The 19791-nt window shown below is 44.1% G+C and carries 16 protein-coding genes; 1 reads left to right on the top strand and 15 read right to left on the bottom strand.

Features of this window, described 5'->3' with window-relative positions:
• Positions 1-12 precede the first annotated feature (12 nt).
• The 13 genes from scpB to ppc all read right to left on the bottom strand — a co-directional run bounded on the left by scpB (position 13) and on the right by ppc (position 14270).
• Positions 13-567, bottom strand: coding sequence for an SMC-Scp complex subunit ScpB (gene scpB / locus AC4HAO_RS09825; protein ID WP_491135250.1), 555 nt, complete (start codon positions 565-567; stop codon positions 13-15).
• Positions 567-1283: a segregation/condensation protein A gene (locus tag AC4HAO_RS09820; protein ID WP_165209975.1), complete on the bottom strand. Its 717-nt coding sequence runs from the start codon at positions 1281-1283 to the stop codon at positions 567-569. The genes scpB and AC4HAO_RS09820 overlap by 1 nt, the downstream gene beginning before the upstream one ends.
• The gene (gene xerD / locus AC4HAO_RS09815; protein ID WP_491135249.1) at positions 1273-2022 is read right to left on the bottom strand and encodes a site-specific tyrosine recombinase XerD; all 750 of its coding nucleotides are present in this window, start codon (positions 2020-2022) and stop codon (positions 1273-1275) included. Before xerD ends, AC4HAO_RS09820 begins: the two co-directional genes overlap by 11 nt.
• Positions 1997-2470, bottom strand: a complete 474-nt coding sequence (gene cbpB, locus AC4HAO_RS09810) for a cyclic-di-AMP-binding protein CbpB (protein WP_491135248.1) — start codon at positions 2468-2470, stop codon at positions 1997-1999. Before cbpB ends, xerD begins: the two co-directional genes overlap by 26 nt.
• Positions 2467-2988 (bottom strand): metallophosphoesterase, encoded by a 522-nt coding sequence (locus AC4HAO_RS09805; protein WP_491135247.1) that lies wholly within the window; start codon positions 2986-2988, stop codon positions 2467-2469. The genes cbpB and AC4HAO_RS09805 overlap by 4 nt, the downstream gene beginning before the upstream one ends.
• Positions 2967-3938 (bottom strand): nucleoside-triphosphate diphosphatase, encoded by a 972-nt coding sequence (locus AC4HAO_RS09800; RefSeq protein WP_491135246.1) that lies wholly within the window; start codon positions 3936-3938, stop codon positions 2967-2969. The genes AC4HAO_RS09805 and AC4HAO_RS09800 overlap by 22 nt, the downstream gene beginning before the upstream one ends.
• The gene (racE, locus tag AC4HAO_RS09795) at positions 3935-4729 is read right to left on the bottom strand and encodes a glutamate racemase (RefSeq protein ID WP_165209963.1); all 795 of its coding nucleotides are present in this window, start codon (positions 4727-4729) and stop codon (positions 3935-3937) included. Before racE ends, AC4HAO_RS09800 begins: the two co-directional genes overlap by 4 nt.
• Before the next feature lie 52 nt (positions 4730-4781).
• Complete coding sequence (locus tag AC4HAO_RS09790) at positions 4782-5021, bottom strand: YneF family protein (protein ID WP_165209961.1); 240 nt, start codon at positions 5019-5021, stop codon at positions 4782-4784.
• An 851-nt stretch (positions 5022-5872) separates the two neighbouring features.
• Positions 5873-7117 (bottom strand): diaminopimelate decarboxylase, encoded by a 1245-nt coding sequence (locus AC4HAO_RS09785; protein ID WP_491135244.1) that lies wholly within the window; start codon positions 7115-7117, stop codon positions 5873-5875.
• A gap of 118 nt (positions 7118-7235) precedes the next feature.
• On the bottom strand, positions 7236-8432 hold the full coding sequence (gene tuf, locus AC4HAO_RS09780; RefSeq protein WP_491094091.1) for an elongation factor Tu: 1197 nt from the start codon (positions 8430-8432) through the stop codon (positions 7236-7238).
• Positions 8433-8736: 304 nt separating this feature from the next.
• On the bottom strand, positions 8737-9825 hold the full coding sequence (locus AC4HAO_RS09775) for an NAD(P)-dependent alcohol dehydrogenase (protein WP_491094090.1): 1089 nt from the start codon (positions 9823-9825) through the stop codon (positions 8737-8739).
• A 307-nt stretch (positions 9826-10132) separates the two neighbouring features.
• Entirely contained in the window at positions 10133-11389 is a 1257-nt protein-coding gene (gene ftsW, locus AC4HAO_RS09770) for a cell division peptidoglycan polymerase FtsW (protein WP_491135243.1), read from the bottom strand.
• Between the two features lie 169 nt (positions 11390-11558).
• Positions 11559-14270, bottom strand: coding sequence for a phosphoenolpyruvate carboxylase (ppc, locus tag AC4HAO_RS09765; protein WP_491135265.1), 2712 nt, complete (start codon positions 14268-14270; stop codon positions 11559-11561).
• Between the two features lie 268 nt (positions 14271-14538).
• On the opposite strand from ppc, the gene AC4HAO_RS09760 reads away from it, so the two are divergent.
• Positions 14539-15012: a glutathione peroxidase gene (locus AC4HAO_RS09760; RefSeq protein ID WP_447451496.1), complete on the top strand. Its 474-nt coding sequence runs from the start codon at positions 14539-14541 to the stop codon at positions 15010-15012.
• Between the two features lie 33 nt (positions 15013-15045).
• Here AC4HAO_RS09760 and smc read toward each other — a convergent pair whose 3' ends face one another.
• Both smc and rnc read right to left on the bottom strand, forming a co-directional pair.
• The gene (smc, locus tag AC4HAO_RS09755) at positions 15046-18585 is read right to left on the bottom strand and encodes a chromosome segregation protein SMC (RefSeq protein WP_491135241.1); all 3540 of its coding nucleotides are present in this window, start codon (positions 18583-18585) and stop codon (positions 15046-15048) included.
• A 1-nt stretch (position 18586) separates the two neighbouring features.
• Positions 18587-19279, bottom strand: coding sequence for a ribonuclease III (gene rnc / locus AC4HAO_RS09750; RefSeq protein WP_491094086.1), 693 nt, complete (start codon positions 19277-19279; stop codon positions 18587-18589).
• Between the last annotated feature and the right edge of the window lie 512 nt (positions 19280-19791).

The raw sequence follows: 19791 nt of genomic DNA, 5'->3' as shown, positions 1-19791 counted from the left end.
TTTCTTTCTGTTTTAAATATCATCCTCACTAAAGAGGGTCATTTCCTGATCCACTAATTCGATCGCAGAGGCATCAACCAGCTCATCCAAGCTGTTGATTCCCATATAATCCAAGAAATAATCAGTGGTCGCATAGAGGTTGGGCCGGCCGATAACATCCTTCTTGCCGACTTCCTGGATCAAACCGAAGGCTTGCAACTTAGAAATAGCTCCACTGGAATTAACACCACGGATGCTGTCCACTTCAACCCGAGTAATAGGCTGCTTGTAGGCTACGATGGAAAGAACTTCCAGACTGGCTCGGGACAGACTCTGATTAATGGGAGCCTTGGAATACTGCCGCAGGAGCTCAGCGTGTTCCTCCTTGGTCACAATCTTGTAGGTATTGGAAGACTCTAGCAGATAAAGTGCAGAATCCTGATCCATCCTATATTTCTCAGTCAGTTTTTCCAGCTGCTGGCTGACTGCCGTGACTGAGATATCCAGTAAACCGGCCAGATTGCGCAGGCTGAGACCGTCTTCTCCCGCCACAAAGAGTAGAGCTTCAATTTGTGCTAAATAAGACATTAAGTCTGCTCTCCTTCCATGCTAATCAAGGTGACTTGTCCAAAATTCTCAGCTTGTCGGGCTTGAATCCGACCGACTTTGATTAATTCTAGAGTGGCTAAAAAAATAGTGATAACCTCATTCATAGACTGGGCTTCTGAAAAGATTTCTCCCAGTTCGACAGACTTGTGGCCAACTAGACGGGTTGAAACCAACTCCATCATATCTTCAATTCTATAGTCATCCCGTTCAATAGTGGTATGACTATTTTTTATCTCTTCCTGCTTAGCTGCCATGACCTTAGAAAAAGCCAGATAGAGATCCAGTGTCGTCTTATCATGGGACAGCTCAGCATCCTCATAAATCAATTCCTGCTTGGGCTTGGAGAAAAAACGAGCCCTAATGTCATGCTGGGCAGCTAATTCCTGACTGAGCTCCTTATATCTTTGGTACTCCTCCAACTGACTGAGCAGTTCTTGCTCCGGATCTTCTTCCAGTGGCGTTTCTTCCACCACTTTTGGCAGAAGCTTGCGGCTCTTAATCAACATGAGCTGACTGGCCATAACCATATATTCACCGGCCACTTCCAACCGCATGGCCTGCAGGGTGGAAATATAGGCCAGATACTGTTCGATGACCTCCACAATGGGCACATCGTAAATATCCATTTCATATTTTGAGACCAGATGCAAGAGTAAATCCAGCGGTCCTTCAAAATCTTTTAATTTAATATCCATGCTTGTAATAGTGCTCCAAGGTTAGGGGACTTTTAAGACCCAAATTTTTCGCTAAGTCCAATATTGAGGTTCCTTCTTTGACTTCTCTTAGGATATATTGCTCCCGCAATTTTTGAGCGGTCAAATCTGGAAAACCGACTTGAGCTAAAAAGTCATTGAGCTGATTAAAAAACCACTGCCGCGAATAAGGCTGTCCCTTCTTGTCAAAAAGATAAAGACCATCGCTGAGCTGACTGAGCCAAGGCAGCAGCTCCTCTGATAGGGGAAGAATCCTCACCTGTTCGGCCCTTTTCAAGCGAATCACACGAAATTCCAAATCCACATCAGTCAGCTTAATTCCTGCAATCTCACTTGGGGTTAAACCAAGTTCCAAAATCAAGAGGGCAATCCACTTCCCATGACTGGGCTGGGCTTGCCTAAAGCAAGCAAGGTCCAAAAGTTCCTGCGGTTTTGCTTCTGGTCTCACTTTCTCATGATTTTTTAAATGATGATAATGCGCCACTTGCCCTTCTTCATAGAGATAAAGGAGAAACTGGTTGACAGCAGAAAACTTGCGCTTACGGGCCGATGGCTTGAGGTTAGCAAGAGACTGCTGGTAGAGCTTGAGCTTATTTGAAGAAACCTGAGCGTCAATCAGCTGGACAAACTGCTGCAAGTCATACTGGTAGGATTTGCGGGAATTCTCGGATAGATCCTTGCTGGCAATAAAATCATTAAGACTCTGGATCAATGGGCTCAATCTGATACTCCTCTGTAAAATTGTGCAGTAGGCTATTAATTGATTTGAGAACCTTCTTACGGGTGATAATACCAAGGAAGATCCCTTGCTTATCAATCACAGGCAGAAAGGGAAAATCAACAATCTTATGCAAGATTTCGGTCAAATCCGCATCATCTGTCAGGATATCAATTTTGTGATTGAGCATTTCAAGAATCTCAACATCTGCTATTTCCTGATCAGACAAGCCATTCTGAGCTTGATAGGACAGAATATCCGACATGGAAATAGTACCCATATAGCGTTTGTCCGTAGACATGACAGGGATTCTAGAATACCCATTTCTGGTCAATAAAAGCATGACATGTCCCGCCTTATGATTAGACATGACTAGGGCCAGATCCTCAGCTGGTGTCAGGTAGTCCTCTTGAAAGGGGGTAAGGAAGTCTTCAAATTCTCTCGCTATCATCGTTCAAATTCCTGTGTTAAGCTGGGATAGAGCTGGTGGTCACGAGTGTAATAACTCACTCTGATTAGCGTCTCTGAAATCTCAATTTTAGCATAGAGCTTCTCTGTGATTTCACCCCGCGGTTGTAAAACAGATCCGGGATTGACAAAGACAGTTTTGCCATTGCGCCAAGCGCTTGCCCGATGCAGATGGCCATAGAGGCAAATGTCAGCATCTTCTGATTGAGCCCAAAGATCTAAACGCTCCCAAGTAAAATTGATACCGTAGAGATGGCCATGGGTCTGAGCGATAACCGCATCACCGACCTGAGTGACCAAGGACTCTGGATAGCCATTATCATAGTCACAGTTTCCACGCACTACCTTGATTCCCTCCCAGATTGAATCATTAGAAGGAAGTTCAGAATCTCCATTGTGAAAGATAGCATCGACCTTTCCCTGATAATGGGCTTTAATACTTTGGACAATCTCACGATCTCCATGAGAATCGCTCATCACTACGATTGTTTTTGTTGCCATGCTGGAAATACCTCCATCAACTTCTTAACAGCCAAGCCACGATGGGACTGAGCATTCTTTTCCTCTGCTGTCAACTGGGCTGCCGTTCGGCCTGTTTCTCCTACCAGAAAGAGAGGATCATATCCAAAACCATTCTCTCCCTTGGCTTCAAATGCAATATAGCCCGGCCAATCAGCTTCCACCACTAAACTTTCGCGCTCAGGTGCCGCTACAACTAGAGTGGTATGGAATTGAGCCGATCGGTCTTTCTCTTCAAAGACCATGGCCAACTCATGTAATAGTTTGGCATTGTTCTTTTCATCATTGGCATCAGGCCCTGAAAAGCGAGCCGACCAAACACCAGGAAGCCCGCCTAGGGCGTCCACCTTGAGACCTGAGTCATCCGCCAAAACCATTTGCCCAGTCAATTGAGCAATGGTTTCAGCCTTGAGGCGGGCATTTTCTTCAAAGGTTGTCCCTGTTTCTTCTACCTCCGGCAAGTCGGGGTGGTCATTGAGATTTTCAACCTCCAAACCCAGATTCTTAAACATCTGACGAAATTCCTTGGTCTTACCATCATTGCGGGTGGCAATCAGAATTTTATCACCTAAGCTCTGCTTAGTCTCTTGACTAAAAAAGTCATCCAGAGACAATCCTTGCTCAGGCAGGTGAACTAAACGCAAGAGCTGGCCTTCGGTAATGATGATGGCTCCCCTGTACGGCTTAATTTCTAGATTCCGATCTAATTCCTCATTAATCATATCAATGATAAAAGCCATCAGACGAAAATCTGAGGAATAGCGGAGAACTGACACATCAAAGCCTTGCTTACCAGAGATGAGGCCGGCTAATTCCTGCTCAATTTGAAAAAAATCCTTTTCTCCGCCCAGATTATAGATATTGGTCAAATCGCGCCATTTGCCGACAAACCAGTCGGTCTGGTCCTTGTATTCATAAATCTTATCTGTCATAGCTTAACATGCTCCACATTTAAATCCTGTCCCAGCCAATTTTCCGCAATTTCCTTGAACGTTGCTACTCCCGCCGTTGTATAGAAACGGTGCTGGCTGGCACTGACGTCCCGGCTGCGATTGAGCTGGAAATAATTGAGTAAAACAGAAACATCGCGGATAGTCTCTGCCCCACTGTCAATCAGTTTGACCGAGGGCCCCATAACATTTTGAATAATACCCCGTAAAAGAGGATAGTGGGTGCAGCCCAAAATTAGGGTATCAACCTTGCCAACCAAGGGAGCCAGACTTTCATAAACTACTTTTTTAGCAATACTTGAAGTCATCTGGTTAGATTCAACCAAGGGGGCAAAGCGAGGACAGGCCAGACTAGTCACCTGCATCTGAGGAGCCAGATCTACAATCTTTTTCCTATAGATATCAGACTTGACCGTCATAGGGGTACCAATGACACCAATCTTACCCGAACTTGTTGATTTAATGGCTGCACTGGAACCCGGCAGAACCACACCTAACACAGGAATATCCAATTGTTCTTTAATTTCTTCCCAAGCAACAGCAGTCGCTGTATTGCAGGCAATGACAATCATCTTGACATCTTTGGTTAAGAGAAAATTAACCAATTGCCAAGTAAATTCTCGAATCTGTTCGGCTGGCCTTGGGCCATAGGGAGCCCTAGCCGAATCGCCGATATAAATAATCTCTTCGTGGGGCAACTGGCGCATGAGTTCGCGAACAACCGTCAAACCACCAACACCAGAATCCAAAAAGCCAATCGGTCTGTTATCCATAGCTCTCTTTCTAAAACAAGGCTGAGTTTTCACCCAGCCTTCTCTCTTGCGCCTACTTTTTCTTGCTTGCTTGTGCTTTCGACTGTTTAATAATATTGCGGTAGGTTTGTTGGACCTTCGCTTCATTAGGTTTTTGTCCCATAGAAGACATCATTTCTCGAATAGCATCAGGTGTCAGACGAGGATATTCCGCAATTTCCTTCATAAACTGACGACGAGCCAAATAGGCTCCCAAAAGAACACCACCCATAAGGGCAACAGCAATCAATAAAATAGCTAACCAAAGTGCCATGTTTGTATAACTCCTAGTAATTTTTTACATAAATGATTATAGCAGAAAAGCCCTATAAAAACAACGAACAACGCTAGCTTACTTACTAAGCCTACTACGAAATTATTAGAACAATGCTCTAGGTTTTTACTAACTCTACGTTTAGCTAGTAGTCTTGACTAGACAGATGCCAGATTGCAACAAGCGAATACTCTTCCTTAGTTTAAAAATGATACTGAAAGAACTTCTACGAGGAGCTTTTGCACCCTTCACTGATTTCGTCTAATCAATATTATTGACTTGTTAAACTTCGGGTCACAATTCTGGAATGTTACCTGAAAGCTTTGGACGCTTGATACGAAAGGGACTGGATAAAAATTCGTCCAGTATTCCTCTTTTGGAATAAACTCTTGGTGCAGTGGTTAGGAGTAAGACTTGTTGGCTAGGACAAGAAGTCCTACCCCTGCACAGTTCATTAGAGGCTTTAACATCAATGAGTATTTCCTTTTACCGCAAGGCCAAAGTTGATAATCTGATCAACTATGCTGGAATGGGAGAGTGAACCAAAATTTTCAATTTTTTGTTTCTTTCTTGCTCCCTCTCCACCCTACTAACTCAAACCAGATAGTAACATCGATAGCCTAGTTTTCATGTTCCCCAACAGACAAGGCAGGTCTTCTCCTTTCCAATTTGGACTGGCTGAAAGTACTGGGACTGTTTTCTTCTCGTCCTTACGATGACTAATTGTTGCCTTGTTCAGTCCGAGTCTCAGCGGGCAAAGCAGATACCCCACTATGACTTAACTAATTTTTTAACGCATCAAAAAAGCACCCAAGACTGCTGCCTCGAGTGCCTTAAAATCTTTATTGATTTTACTCGTCCAACCCAAATCCATAGAGGGTGGCAAAATAATCCTCTGGCCTTTCAGCACGGCGGATCATTTTGGCTGTGCCATCCTCCTGTAAGAGAATTTCAGCTGAGCGAAGTCGGCCATTGTATTGATAGCCCATGGAGAAGCCGTGGGCTCCTGTATCATGAATGACTAAAGTATCACCAACCCTAGCCTCGGGCAATTCGCGGTTTTTGGCAAATTTATCATTGTTTTCACAGAGGGAGCCAGTCACATCTACTACTTGCACTTTACCGTTAGGATTGCTGATGTTGGTAATATGGTGGTAGGCATCATACATAGCAGGACGCAGAAGATTAACAGCTGATGCATCAACACCGACATAATGGCGATAGGTATCCTTGAGGTGGAGAACCTTAGTGATTAAGTGACCATGGGAAGCCAGCATAAAGCGACCAAGCTCAGTGAAAATTTTGATTTCTCCCAGTCCATTTGGCACTAGAATTTGATCAAATTTCTCGTGGACCGCCTGACCAATGACCGCAATATCATTCTGCTTATCAGCCGGCGTATAATCGACACCGACACCACCAGATAGATTGATAAAACTGAGTTCAACCCCTGCTACTTCCCTAATTTCCAAAGCTAATTCAAATAACTGCCCAGCCAAGGTTGGATAGTAGTCGTTAGTAACGGTATTCGACGCTAGAAAGGCATGGAGACCAAAATTTTTAACACCTTTGGCCTTCAAATCTTTATAACCCTGCAAAAGTTGGTCCTTGGTCATCCCGAATTTAGAATCTTCTGGGTGATCCATAATATCAGTCCCAAGCGAGAAGACACCGCCGGGATTGTAGCGAAGAGAGACCGTTTCAGGTAAACCGGCGACCTCTTCTAAGAAAGCAATATGCTCATAAGCATCCAAATTGATCATGGCACCAGTCTGGCGGGCATAGACAAATTCCTGTGCTTTAGTATCATTGGAGGTAAAGCTAATGTCTTTAAACCCTAGCTTATGAGCCATCATTAATTCGACATCAGTTGCACAGTCGACACCGCAGCCCTCCTCTTGTAAGATTTTCAAAATACTAGGGTTAGGGGTTGCCTTAACCGCAAAATACTCCTTAAAACCAGGATTCCAAGCAAAGGCCTTATTCACAGCTCGCGCCGTTTCACGGATTCCTTTTTCATCGTAAAGATGAAAGGGGGTTGGAAATTCTTTTGTAATCTGGTCTAATTGGTTTTTGCTGACAAAAGGTGTCTTCATATACAGGATTCTCCTAAAAATTATTTAGTCCATTATAGCATAGAAAAAGCCAGTACCCAAGGGGCCACTAGCTTTTTCATTGTCTGACTTTTAATCGTTTTAACGGGAACTTAATCGCTTAAGCTTCGATTTCTGAAACGATACCTGAACCAACAGTACGTCCACCTTCACGGATAGAGAAGGTAGTACCTTGTTCAACGGCGATTGGGTGGATCAATTCAACGTCGATAGTAACGTTATCACCAGGCATAACCATTTCAGTACCTGCTGGCAATTCGATTGAACCAGTTACGTCAGTTGTACGGAAGTAGAACTGTGGACGGTAGTTGTTGAAGAATGGTGTATGACGTCCACCTTCATCTTTAGAAAGGATGTAAACTTCACCTTTAAACTTAGTGTGTGGGTGGATTGAACCTGGTTCAGCCAATACTTGACCACGTTCGATTTCGTCACGTTGGATACCACGAAGAAGCACACCAACGTTATCACCAGCAAGACCTTCGTCAAGCTGTTTACGGAACATTTCAACTCCGGTAACAACAGCTTTTTCGATTTCGTCTTTGATACCAACGATTTCAACTTCGTCATTAACTTTTACAGTACCACGGTCGATACGTCCTGAAGCAACAGTACCACGACCAGTGATAGAGAATACGTCTTCGACTGGAAGAAGCAATGGCTTATCAGTATCACGTTTTGGTTCTGGAATGTAGTCATCAACGATGTCCAACAATTCCATGATCTTGTCTTCGGCAGCTGTATCACCTTCAAGGGCTTTAAGTGCTGAACCTTGAACAACAGGAACATCATCACCTGGGAAATCGTATTCTGACAAGAGGTCACGGATTTCCATTTCAACCAATTCAAGCAGTTCTTCATCGTCAACCAAGTCAACCTTGTTCATGAAGACGATAAGGTTCTTAACACCAACTTGGCGTGAAAGCAAGATGTGTTCACGAGTTTGTGGCATTGGTCCGTCAGTAGATGCTACTACAAGGATAGCTCCGTCCATTTGAGCGGCACCGGTGATCATGTTTTTAACATAGTCCGCGTGTCCTGGAGCGTCGATGTGGGCATAGTGACGCTTTTCAGTTTCATACTCAACGTGTGCAGTGTTGATAGTGATACCGCGTTCGCGTTCTTCTGGTGCAGCATCGATTGATGAGTAGTCTTTTGGCTGGTTAACAGCACTTGGAAGACGACGTGCCAATACAGTAGTAATAGCTGCTGTCAAAGTAGTTTTACCATGGTCAACGTGTCCGATAGTACCAATGTTAACGTGTGGTTTACTACGATCGTATTTTTCTTTTGCCATTTAGGAAAAGCCTCCAATAAAATATATTTTATAGATAGACGGTAGGCAATACAGTCTAACTTTACCCTACTATTCTATCAAATTGTTTTAGAAATGCAAGCTTTTTACATAATTGTCAAAGGCTTTTTATCAAAAAAAGAGAATGGCAAGCTCAAAAATCTCTTGCACTTCTTTCGGCCCAAATAAGCAGAAAAATTAGGCAAGTAGCTCAAGGGGGTAGCGTCACCTATTTAAGGAGTACTAAAGAGCTGAACTGCCTAGGAGTCCAGCTCTTTATTCTACTGTTTAGGTTAACGACATCTCTCTAGGGCATTTTGACAATAGGCTTAATGACCGAACCATCAGCAGAATCCAGAAAGGCTTGATTAATCTCATTAAAATCATAAAATTTAACCAATTTATCAAATGGGAAGCGCCCTTCTTTGTAGAAGTCCACTAAACTAGGAATAAAAATTTGCGGTACAGCGTCGCCTTCTACAACACCAATCAAGGACTTGCTTTCAGCCATAATTTCATTGTGAATATCGATTTCCATTTCAGGCGTAAAACCAACAACCGCAAGATTTCCCATAGGCATCAAGGCTCGTAAGGCTGATCTGACAACAATAGGAACTCCTGTCGTATCAACACCATACTCTGCACCATCTCCTGTGATGGCTTTAACACTTTCAACAATGTCTTCTGTTTTACTGTTAATAGTGTGAGTTGCACCTAGATCTTTGGCTAACGCCAAGCGATTATCATGAATATCTACAGCGATGATGTTCTTGCAGCCAATGAGTTTGGCAGCCATTATGGCACTCAAGCCAACCGCGCCAGTTCCATAAACCACAATTGAAGAACCAAATTCAGGTCTTAAACGGTTCAAAACAGTACCGCTTCCGGTTTGAATGCCACAGCCTAGCGGGCCCAAAAGGGCGATATCCACCTCTTTATCTACCTTAACAACATTATTCTCTTTGGCAATAGAATAGCTTCCAAATGACGATTGCCCAAAGAAATTAGAGACTTGCTGACCTTCCTGAGTCAAGGGGGTTGTACCGTCCAAAAAACGTCCCCCAAAATTTATTGGTCCACAGTGAATACAATTGGCTGGATGACCGCTTAAACAGTTGACACAGTGGCCGCAGTAGGCAAAAGACAGCACAACATGGTCTCCCGGCTCAACACTGGTAACAAAGTCCCCAACCTTCTCAACGATTCCAGCTCCCTCATGTCCCAGTAAAACTGGATAAGGGGTGACACCGAAATCACGCCCAATAGCATCTGTATGGCAGATACCGGTCGCAACGATTTTGATCAATACCTCATCAGCTTGAGGTTCACGAAGTTCAAGCTCCTCTGTTTTTAAATCTTGCCCTTGTTTTTTAGCAAGTGCGGCTGTAATTTTCATCTCTATGGCCTCCTAGCTTAATTAAGTATTTTTTATGAATACGTTTTCACGGGCAGTATATCATCTTTAATCTACAGTTGCAACTAAAAAATAGCTATGTCTATAATTCTGCTCTCTCTACTCTTCCCTCCTTGAAGCTTGCACCTAAAATCAGGAAATCAAGAGAAGCCCAAAGTCTTATTAATTTGCAGTTGAACTGCTGGTTATGACTGCTTCTCTCTATTAAAAAACTGTTCTGAAACCATAATAAAAAGAGGTTGGGACATACATATGATATACCATCATATGCAATGTCTCACTTCCTCTTTCAACTAATAACCTTGAATTCTTGGGTTTGAGCCTTTTGTATCTCTTCGGTTGCTTCCTGATAAATTTCCTCACGTTTTTCGTTAGCGTCAATATTCAGCACGATACCGATGGCAACTGATAAAAGCAAGAGACTGTTTCCTCCTTGTGAGAGGAAGGGAAAGGTAACGCCAGTCGATGGAATCAAGCCTGAAATTCCGCCGATATTGACAAAAACCTGCATCAGAATCATCCCGCCAATCCCCAGAGCCATCATAGAATTAAATGGGTTCTTAGCCTTGATCCCTACCAGCATAATGCGCAAGATTAAAAAGAAGACAAGGGCTAAAATAAGACCAGCACCGATAAAGCCCATTTCCTCAATTAGAATTGAAAAGACAAAATCGGTCGTTGCTTCAGGCAGGTAACCATTCTTTTCGATAGAATTTCCCAGTCCACGGCCCAGCCAGGCCCCATTGCTCATCGCATAATAGGAGTGGGCTAACTGCAATCCTGAATCTGCCAAGTCCTTGAAAGGATTGAAGTAGGCACTGAAACGTTTAGCAACGTAGCCAAAAATTGGCACATTGGACATCGTCTCTACACCGACGACCTTGATGATCCCTAAGAATATCGTTGAAGCACTAACGATGACACCGACCAAAGCGATATACCAACGGTAGCCAATCCCGCTTACTGCAAACATAATCAGCCCAGACAAGACAATAATAGTCGCATTTCCCAAGTCAGGCTGGATGACGACTAAGCCGACCATTATCATCGAGTAGATCCGCCAGTCTTTTAAATCATCTAAAGAACGCGGGTACCAGCGCCTCCGAGTCAAGGCCTGATAGTCGTAGGTCTCAATATCACCCTGACGTCTGGAAAAGGTAAAGGCTAGCAGCCAGACCATTATCAGCTTGAGATATTCTGCCGGCTGAAAGGTAATCGGGCCCAGCGAAATCCAGCCGTTAGCACCGTTGATTTCCTCTGAGAAAAACTTGGCAACAATCAGTAAAACGACCTCAACGAGGAGGGCTGCTGTCAACACGCGCTTATTTTTTAGAAAATTTAACTTCAGGCGATAAATAAAGGTAATTCCCAAAAGACTAACCAGCCAGAAAGCCGCTTGGTTTAAAACAGAGCTAAAGGGATTGAGTCCAAACTTAATCAAGGTTACACTGGTTGTCGAGTAGACAACAATCAAACCGATCACAGATAGCACAAGATAGGGAATTAGTATGGAATAATTGAGCAAGTGCTTTTTATCAATTTTCATGATTTCTCCAATACTTAACAGTCATATTCTTAGAATTATATCACGTTTAGCTACAAAATAAAAGGCGGAACGTCCCATTTTTGCCTCTAAGAAGCCTTTAAAAAGCCTATTATAAAAGGGATTGAACAATAACCTGTTCAGTCCCTCATGTTGATTTTGATTGTGGGCATCAGCCTGAGTTGCGCAGACCGGTAGCAATACCATTGATCGTGATATGGATTAGCTTTTCAGTATCTTCATCAAGTCCTTCATTACGCAGACGTTTAATCAATTCAATTTGGATATAGTTCAGGACATTGAAGTAGGGTAGACGGACATCCAGACTGGATTTTAGAGATGGATTCTCAGCAAGGAGTTCTTCTTGTCCCTCAATAGCCAAAATAACATTTTTGGTCAGCTGCCATTCGTCCAAAATAATGTTGAAAACATCCCGCACTTCCTGTCTTTCAGCCAACTGAGCATACTGAAAGGCAATATTCATGTTAGATTTCGACAGAACCATATCAACATTAGACAGCAAGGAATTGAAGAAAGGCCAAGTTTTATACATGTGACGCAGTTTTTCCAAATTGCTATCTTTAGCATCAATAAAGTGTTTGAAAGCCGAGCCAACACCGTACCATCCCGGAAACATTATACGATTTTGAGACCAAGAGAAAACCCATGGAATCGCCCGCAAACCTGAAATTTCTGTAATTGTTTTGCGAGCCGCTGGACGAGAACCGAGATTGAGACTGGACACTTCTTTAATAGGGCTGGCTTCAAAGAAATAATCATAGAAATGTGGATTGCCAAAAACAAGATCACGGTAGATCCTATTGGAATCTGCTACGATTTTATCCATGTCAGCACGGAAGCCATCAATCTCATTAGGGTCAGCAATCATACGGGTAACCATACGGTTGATAGCTGCTGATACCAACATTTCTAAGTTATAGTAGGCAGCATCTTTATTGCCATATTTAAATCCAATTACTTCTCCCTGCTCTGTTAAGCGGATGCGATCCTTGATAGAACCAAATGGCTGGGAGGTGATAGCTTCGTAAGAAGGACCGCCACCGCGGCCTACAGTTCCACCGCGGCCATGGAAGAAGGTAATCTTAATTCCGTGGTCCTCACCAATTTTAGTCAAGGCATTCTGCGCCTTGTAGAGGGTCCAGCCGGAAGCTAGGTAGCCGCCATCTTTATTACTGTCTGAATACCCCAGCATGATTTCTTGGTAGCTGCCGTTCGATGCAATCCATTGTTTAACAAGGTCATATGAGAGATAGTCTTCCATAATAGCCGTGGCATTATCCAAGTCCTCAATGGTTTCAAAGAGCGGTACAATCTGCACACGGGCAGATTCTTTATCAATCAATCCGACTTCTTTGAGCATAATAGCTAGCTCAAACATGTCAGATACACTTTCAGTGTGGGAAATAATATGCTGCTTAATGACATCTTCCCCAAGTAGATCTTTCATATCGCGTGCTGTTTGATAGATGGCCAACTCCTTTTGGAGCAGGTCTGATTTCTCAGCATGCGTTGAAGAGAGCGGCCGCGGATCCTCTAGGAGTTCTTTGAGAAGAACTTGGCACTTTTCCTCCTCAGACAGGCTGCTGTAATCTTCTACAATATTCGCTGACTTGAGCAATTCAGCCACACAGGCTTCCTGAACACTGGAGTCTTGTCGCATGTCAATACTAGCCAAGTAAAAGCCAAAGACCTCAACGGCCTGCAAGAGTTCCTCAAAATCTCCGGTTAAGAGCGCTTCTCCGCCATTAGCTACTAATGAATCACGGATAGCTAACAAATCATCTTTTAATTCTCGGGCACTTTGATAGGCTGCAGGCTGGTTGGCTGCCAGTTCAGAGGCTCGACTGCCAACCTGATTTTGAATATAATTGGCAATAATGCTGCTGCTCAAACTAGTAGATTTGACCTGACCAAGAGGCAGCTGGACACCAGCTTCCTGTGCATGTAACTTCAGTAGAGTCTGAATAACCTTAGATTGAATATAACTAAAGGCCTTACGATAGGGCTCATGCTCCCGATAGATGGAGGTATCATCTGACAGGGAGGCTAGGCGCTGAACAGCCTCTGATGTCTGCGTCAGATGGGTCGAAAGAGAAAAACCGCGGTAAAGTGTATTAAGCTTTTCAATATAGTAATTTAAAATGACCTCACTTTGAACGGTTGCTGAAATTCGCAAAGTCTCGGCTGTTACGTAGGGATTGCCGTCGCGGTCGCCACCGATCCACATCCCCATAGTGATGGGTTTAGGATTTTCCAACTTTAAGCCGCGCTGGGCAGCTAAACGCTGGTATTCGGATGACAGATTAGTGATGGCCTTAATCAGGGAGCTATTGTAGTACTCCATGACATTGGTGATTTCATTGGTTACCTTAAGCTTTTGCTCGCGGATAATGTCCGTTTGCATCATGATCTCGATATAACGACGGAGATCCGCATACCATTTATCCTTATTGATCAGGCCTAACTTGACATCGCGGTGCTTGCGCAGAAGCTCGTGAATCTTTTGATTCAACTCCAGCATGGTCTTGCGCTGCACTTGGGTGGGGTGGGCAGTCAAGACTGGCACAACATTGACCTGCTGCAGGATTTCTTGTGCATTATCCTTTTGGGCTACTAAATCAATGGTTGTCGAGATTTTTCCCAGATAATCTCTATCGGTGTTATTTTGGTGGTTAACTTCATAAGCTAGATCCACATCTTCTGAGATATTAATCAAAAGCGGCAGAATGGAGAAATAGCGGGCAATGACTACCATGTCATCATTGGAAACAGTCTGAATAACCTTTTCCAAATCCCCATATTCTCCCCTTGTCGATAGGTCAATCATCTCTTCAATGCGAGAAAAAACCTTATTACCGACCATCTGACGTGTGGTATCTTCCAGAAGTTCCTGTAAAATTTGAACTTCTTCGCTGATAATGTTCTGATCGCTGCTCGCTTCGAGTTTTTTTATGGCCATAACCACCTCTCCTTTAACTTTGCGTAGTACTTTCCTATCATATCACTTTCAAGGCTAAAACTAAAGATTTTTTGCGAATTACCTACCTTATGTTCGGCTTTTTCTTTACTTTTAAACTGGTAAGGACCGCGCTTTTTTGATAGACTAAGGAAAAGAATACTGGAGGTGGCTTATGACTATCTATGATTTTACAGTTGCTAGGCAAGACGGAGAACTGACTGCCCTCAGTGATTATCGCGGCAAAGTCTTGCTGATCGTCAATACGGCTACGGGCTGCGGGCTGACTCCCCAATACGAAGGGTTGCAAGCTCTCTATGACAGCTATAAAGATCAGGACTTTGAAATTCTTGATTTTCCTTGTAACCAATTCGCTGGACAGGCACCAGGAACAGCTGAGGAAATCAACAATTTCTGTACGCTGAATTACCAGACAACCTTTCCGCGCTTTGCCAAGATAAAGGTCAACGGCAGCCAGGCCGATCCGCTCTATAAATGGCTTAAATCTCAGCAAACTGGCCCTTTAGGTAAGCCTATTGAGTGGAATTTTGCTAAATTTTTAGTTGATCGCCAAGGCAGAGTTGTCAGGCGCTTCGCTTCTAAATCAGAACCAGCTGAGCTAATCTCAGAAATTGAGAGTTTGTTATAGTAAAAAAGCCGATGAATCGGCTTTTTTGATGGTCTATTCCACCATATTTTCAGCATCCTTTAGCTTGACGGAGACGATTTTAGAGACTCCGGATTCCTGCATGGTGACGCCGTAGATGCTGTCAGCTGCGGCCATTGTCCCCTTACGGTGGGTGACCACGATAAACTGGCTGGCCTTATCAAAGCGGTTGAGATAATCGCCAAAGCGCTTAACATTCGCTTCATCTAATGCTGCCTCTACCTCATCTAGGATCACAAACGGAATGGTCTTAACACGAATGATGGAAAAGAGGAGGGCTAAAGCAGACAGGGCCTTCTCTCCACCAGACATCAGGTTGAGGGACTGAATTTTTTTGCCCGGCGGCTGCACAGAAATTTCTACGCCAGCTGTCAGCAAGTCTCCTTCTGTCAAGACAAGGTCAGCCGAACCGCCGCCAAACATCTGCACAAAGGTTTCCTTAAAACTCTCACGAATAGCTTCAAAAGTCGTCTTGAAACGAGATTTAACTTCATCATCCATATCATGGATAGTACTGAGCAGAAGGTTTTTCGCATCTACTAAATCTGATTTTTGCTCATTGAGGAAGGATAGACGGGTGCTGACTTCATCGTACTGTTCAATCGCATCCAAATTAATAGGACCTAGCGCCTTAATTTGACGATTAAGCGATGTCAACTGCTGCCTGGCTGCCGGCACATCTTCCAAAGGACTAGCTGTCTGACTGGCCTGCTCAAAACTCATCTGATAATCCTCAGACAGCTGGCGGGCAAACTGGCGCAGTTTATCCGAGAGGCTATCAATTTCAGCTTCAAGGTGAGCCTGACGCCTAATCAAATCTTCATTGCGCTTGCTGGCGGCTTGAACTTGCTCTTCAATATCATCGAGCTGTCCATCACAGTCTTCCACTTCAAACCGCAATCGAATAAGGCCGGTTTCCAACTCAGTCTTGCGTTCTTGGGCCTGATCCAGCTGCTTGGCTAGCTTAGGCAGTTCATCTGGCGATAGGTCGCTCGCCTGAGTACTTAGCTGCTGGGTGAGGGTGTCAATATTTTTCTCGACATCAGTCAGGTTCAGTTTAAGGCGATTCAGCTCATTTCTAGCAAAACGCTCTTCTCCTGTTAATTCACGCTCAGACAGTCTTGCTTGCGCCAGCTCCTCATTTAATTGATTGACCTGAGCTGTAATCGTATCCTTATCATTCTTAATTTTATCCAGCTGCTCCTGGACATGTACCTTTTGCTCTTCAACTCCAGCTAAGTCTGCTTCCAGCTTGTCTTTTTCATCTATCAGATTAACCGCAGCCTCTCCTTCTTGATTAGCAGACAAGGCACTAAAGACTTGGTTGAGGTCGGACAAACGATCAGCTTGATTTTGATAGGCCAGCTCAGCTTTCTGCTCATCCAAGCGTGCCTGCTCACCGGCTTCCTTGAGACTAGCTAGTTCTTCTTCTTTTTGTTTGACGGCAGTCTTAAGCTGATCAAGAGCTGTCTCCTGCTGAGCCAGCTGATTTTTGAGTACCGTCAATTCTTCTGTCAAGCTATCTAATTCCGGCTTGATAAAGGTCGTATTATTATTGCGGCTGGCACCGCCTGAAAAGGAGCCACCTGGGCGCAGCTCTGTCCCATCCAAGGTCACCATTCGCACCTGATAGCCGACAGAGCGCGCTGCCTGATTGGCATGATCAACAGTATCAAAAATAGCAGTAACACCCAGAAGATTCTGAAAGATGTTGGACAGCTTATCATCAAAGGTCACCAAGTCGCTGGCAAGACCAAGGAAGCCCTGAGCTTGGGTGATGTTTTCCAAATTGCGTTCAGCCATGTGGCGGGGTTTGATCGTAGTCAAGGGCAAAAAGGTCGCCCGCCCTTGGCGATTGCGTCTGAGAAAATCAATCCCCCTCTTAGCTGCGGCTTCATCCTCTACAATGATATTTTGACTGCTGCCGCCCAGAGCTATTTCCAGAGCCGTCTGATAGTCAGGATTAAAGGAAAGATGCTCAGAAACAGCTCCAATAATTCCGCCTAGTTTATCAGCTTGCTGGAGGACGGTTTTGACACCGGCATAAAAATTACTATGATTCTTCTGAATAGCTTCCAGACTGCGCTTGCGTGCTTCCTTTTCCTTTATCTTGTCCATGATGGCAAACATCTTTTCTTGCTCATCTTGGTAGTTAGCACTGATTGCTCTTGCTTGCTGGACTTGGACTTGATAGCTATCCAGCAGCTCCTTAACATTGCCCTTAGCAGTTTCAAAAGCAGCCAGAGCTATTTGAGCTTGCTCTTTCGCCTGAGTCAGGTCTGCAGTCAGCTGCTGCCGCTCAGCTGATTGTTCAGCTTGGGCTTGTTCCTCTTGTTCAATATCCGCCTGCAGGGCAGTTAAACGATTGGAAAGATCTGCCTCTTTTTGCAGCAGAGCCACAAACTCTTCCCGTAAATTTTCAATAATCTGATCGGGATCAGTCGAAAAACGAGAGAGATCGACTTCCAATTGACTGATGCGATTTTTGAGGACTGTTAACTTTTCAGCCAGCTGCTCTTGTTCCTGCTGCTTTTCAGACAAGGCTTGCAGCAGCTTCTCTTTATCTTGTTCCAGGTCTGCCAAACGATTTTCAGCATCCGCCTGCTTTTCAGCTTTTTGACTGGATTCCAAAGAAAGAACCTCAATCCGACGCTGATAATCGGCAATAAGGCGAGTAACTTCCAAAAGCTCGGCCTGTTCCTTATCCATACTCTGTGATAGGCTCTGCCGGCGTTCCTTGAGCTTTTGATTTTCGGACTCTAAACGATTACGCTGCTCATAGTAGGCTGTTAAATCAGTCTTAACAGAAGCCAGCTGGTGATTGCTCTTATCAAGTTCAGCTCGATTGACCTTAATATCTTCAATCAAGATGTCTAACTGGAGTTTTTTGCGCTTGTCATCTAAGTCCAAAAACTGTTTGGCGGTCTGTGCTTGCTTTTCCAAGGGCTTAATCTGGCCTTCCAGCTCATAGATGATGTCTTCCAGCCGATCCAGATTATCCTGTGTTTTATCCAGTTTGCTTTGGGTTTCTTTTTTACGGGTTTTGTATTTGAGAACGCCTGCTGCCTCTTCAAAGATAGCTCGGCGCTCTTCAGGCCGACTGTTGAAAATAGCCTCAACGCGCCCCTGAGAGATGATCGAAAACGAATCGCGTCCAAGGCCGGTATCCATGAATAAATCGTGAATATCGCGCAAACGCACTTTTTTACCATCAATCAGATAGTCACTGTCACCATTGCGGTAGATATGACGCTCCACCCGAATCTCATCGCTGCTGTCAGCAATGAAACCATCGCTATTATCCAGTACGACTGTTACCTGAGCAAAATTAAGGGGACTGCGATCTTGAGTTCCTGCAAAAATAACGTCTGGCATCTTACCGCCGCGCAGACTTTTAGCAGAGGACTCCCCCAAGGCCCAGCGCAGACTTTCCGTAATATTTGACTTACCAGAACCATTAGGGCCAACCACGGCTGTCACACCGCGGTCAAATTCAATACGGGTCTTGTCCGCAAAAGACTTGAACCCCTGCATTTCAATCTCTTTTAGAAACATACTAACCTCGTCCCAGTTGGAGCAGGGCCGTCTTGGCAGCATCCTGCTCTGCCAATTTTTTGGACTTACCTTGCCCTTGGCTAAGATCCTGTCCATCAACCGACAGACTCACTTTAAATAGTTTATCATGAGCAGGACCCGTTTCACTAATAACACGGTAGCTAATGGTCACACTGCCTTTGACCTGCAAGGCTTCCTGCAGGGCTGTCTTATAGTCCTTAACTCGCTCAAAATCACCCACTTCAACCTTGGGAATCATGACCTGATTGAGAAAACTTTCTACTGTTTCCACTCCTGCATCTAGGAGCAGGGCTCCCAAAAACGCTTCGAATAAATCTCCTAGGATCGTCTCGCGATCTCTACCGCCTGATTTTTCCTCACCTTTTCCTAGTTTGACAAAGGCTTCAAAACCACAGTCACGGGAAAATCCTGCTAAACTCTCCTCCCGTACAATCATGGAGCGCATTTTTGATAAGTCTCCTTCGGGTTTCTTGGGGTATTTTTCAAATAAATAGCGCGAAATCAATAATTGCAGAACGGCGTCTCCTAAAAACTCCAGACGTTCGTTATGTGAAATGTTTAGGAGGCGGTGCTCGTTGGCATAGGAAGTGTGGGTAAAGGCTGTTTCTAGAAGTGTTTTGTCCTTAAAAACAATCCCAAAATCTGCTTGTAATTTTTCTTCTAAGGCTTGCATTACTACTATTCCTTTCTAAGTCATACGCTTTAAAAATCAAACTGGCACTTTCTAGCATAAATGCTGTATATCTTGGATCGATACTGACTGCTTAAGTCTATTGAGTCTAGGACAAAAGTCCAGACTCATTGCACTGTTCTAGATTTATTGATTTTTGTCCTACTCTCAGCCTCCTGTAAAGGTCTTGGCTTGCATTTTTCTCACAGCTAGGTAACTCATCAGAAAAGTCAAAGACCTGCTAAAGTGTTTAATCGGCATTGCCGAACTGGTCATCCATTAGACAGCATTGAGAAACTGGGCAATCAGCTCCAAGCTTAATTCGTTTAAGCTTATTTGCTTCAAGTATAAAAGGGCCAGCCCCTTTTAAAAGCGGACCTTTTTATTATATCCCAATTTGTAAAATTAAGCTAGACAGAAAAAAGCCATTTATGTTAGGCTCAGATAAACACCACATTTGTCTGAGAGGAACTACCATAAATGACCTACACCCATCTTACCACAAACGAACTCGT

It is taken from the genome of Streptococcus sp. ELY_137 (genome assembly GCF_058314515.1).
The sequence above is the reverse complement of the archived record's forward strand: the minus strand, read 5'-3'. Positions and strand labels throughout refer to the sequence as shown.

What these genes read in the sequence shown, in the direction of transcription:
- scpB (WP_491135250.1), bottom strand. Translation starts at nt 567, where the DNA reads ATGTCTTATTTAGCACAAATTGAAGCTCTACTCTTTGTGGCGGGAGAA.
- AC4HAO_RS09820 (WP_165209975.1), bottom strand. Translation starts at nt 1,283, where the DNA reads ATGGATATTAAATTAAAAGATTTTGAAGGACCGCTGGATTTACTCTTG.
- cbpB (WP_491135248.1), bottom strand. Translation starts at nt 2,470, where the DNA reads ATGATAGCGAGAGAATTTGAAGACTTCCTTACCCCCTTTCAAGAGGAC.
- AC4HAO_RS09805 (WP_491135247.1), bottom strand. Translation starts at nt 2,988, where the DNA reads ATGGCAACAAAAACAATCGTAGTGATGAGCGATTCTCATGGAGATCGT.
- AC4HAO_RS09800 (WP_491135246.1), bottom strand. Translation starts at nt 3,938, where the DNA reads ATGACAGATAAGATTTATGAATACAAGGACCAGACCGACTGGTTTGTC.
- racE (WP_165209963.1), bottom strand. Translation starts at nt 4,729, where the DNA reads ATGGATAACAGACCGATTGGCTTTTTGGATTCTGGTGTTGGTGGTTTG.
- AC4HAO_RS09790 (WP_165209961.1), bottom strand. Translation starts at nt 5,021, where the DNA reads ATGGCACTTTGGTTAGCTATTTTATTGATTGCTGTTGCCCTTATGGGT.
- AC4HAO_RS09785 (WP_491135244.1), bottom strand. Translation starts at nt 7,117, where the DNA reads ATGAAGACACCTTTTGTCAGCAAAAACCAATTAGACCAGATTACAAAA.
- tuf (WP_491094091.1), bottom strand. Translation starts at nt 8,432, where the DNA reads ATGGCAAAAGAAAAATACGATCGTAGTAAACCACACGTTAACATTGGT.
- AC4HAO_RS09775 (WP_491094090.1), bottom strand. Translation starts at nt 9,825, where the DNA reads ATGAAAATTACAGCCGCACTTGCTAAAAAACAAGGGCAAGATTTAAAA.
- ftsW (WP_491135243.1), bottom strand. Translation starts at nt 11,389, where the DNA reads ATGAAAATTGATAAAAAGCACTTGCTCAATTATTCCATACTAATTCCC.
- ppc (WP_491135265.1), bottom strand. Translation starts at nt 14,270, where the DNA reads ATGGTCGGTAATAAGGTTTTTTCTCGCATTGAAGAGATGATTGACCTA.
- AC4HAO_RS09760 (WP_447451496.1), top strand. Translation starts at nt 14,539, where the DNA reads ATGACTATCTATGATTTTACAGTTGCTAGGCAAGACGGAGAACTGACT.
- smc (WP_491135241.1), bottom strand. Translation starts at nt 18,585, where the DNA reads ATGTTTCTAAAAGAGATTGAAATGCAGGGGTTCAAGTCTTTTGCGGAC.
- rnc (WP_491094086.1), bottom strand. Translation starts at nt 19,279, where the DNA reads ATGCAAGCCTTAGAAGAAAAATTACAAGCAGATTTTGGGATTGTTTTT.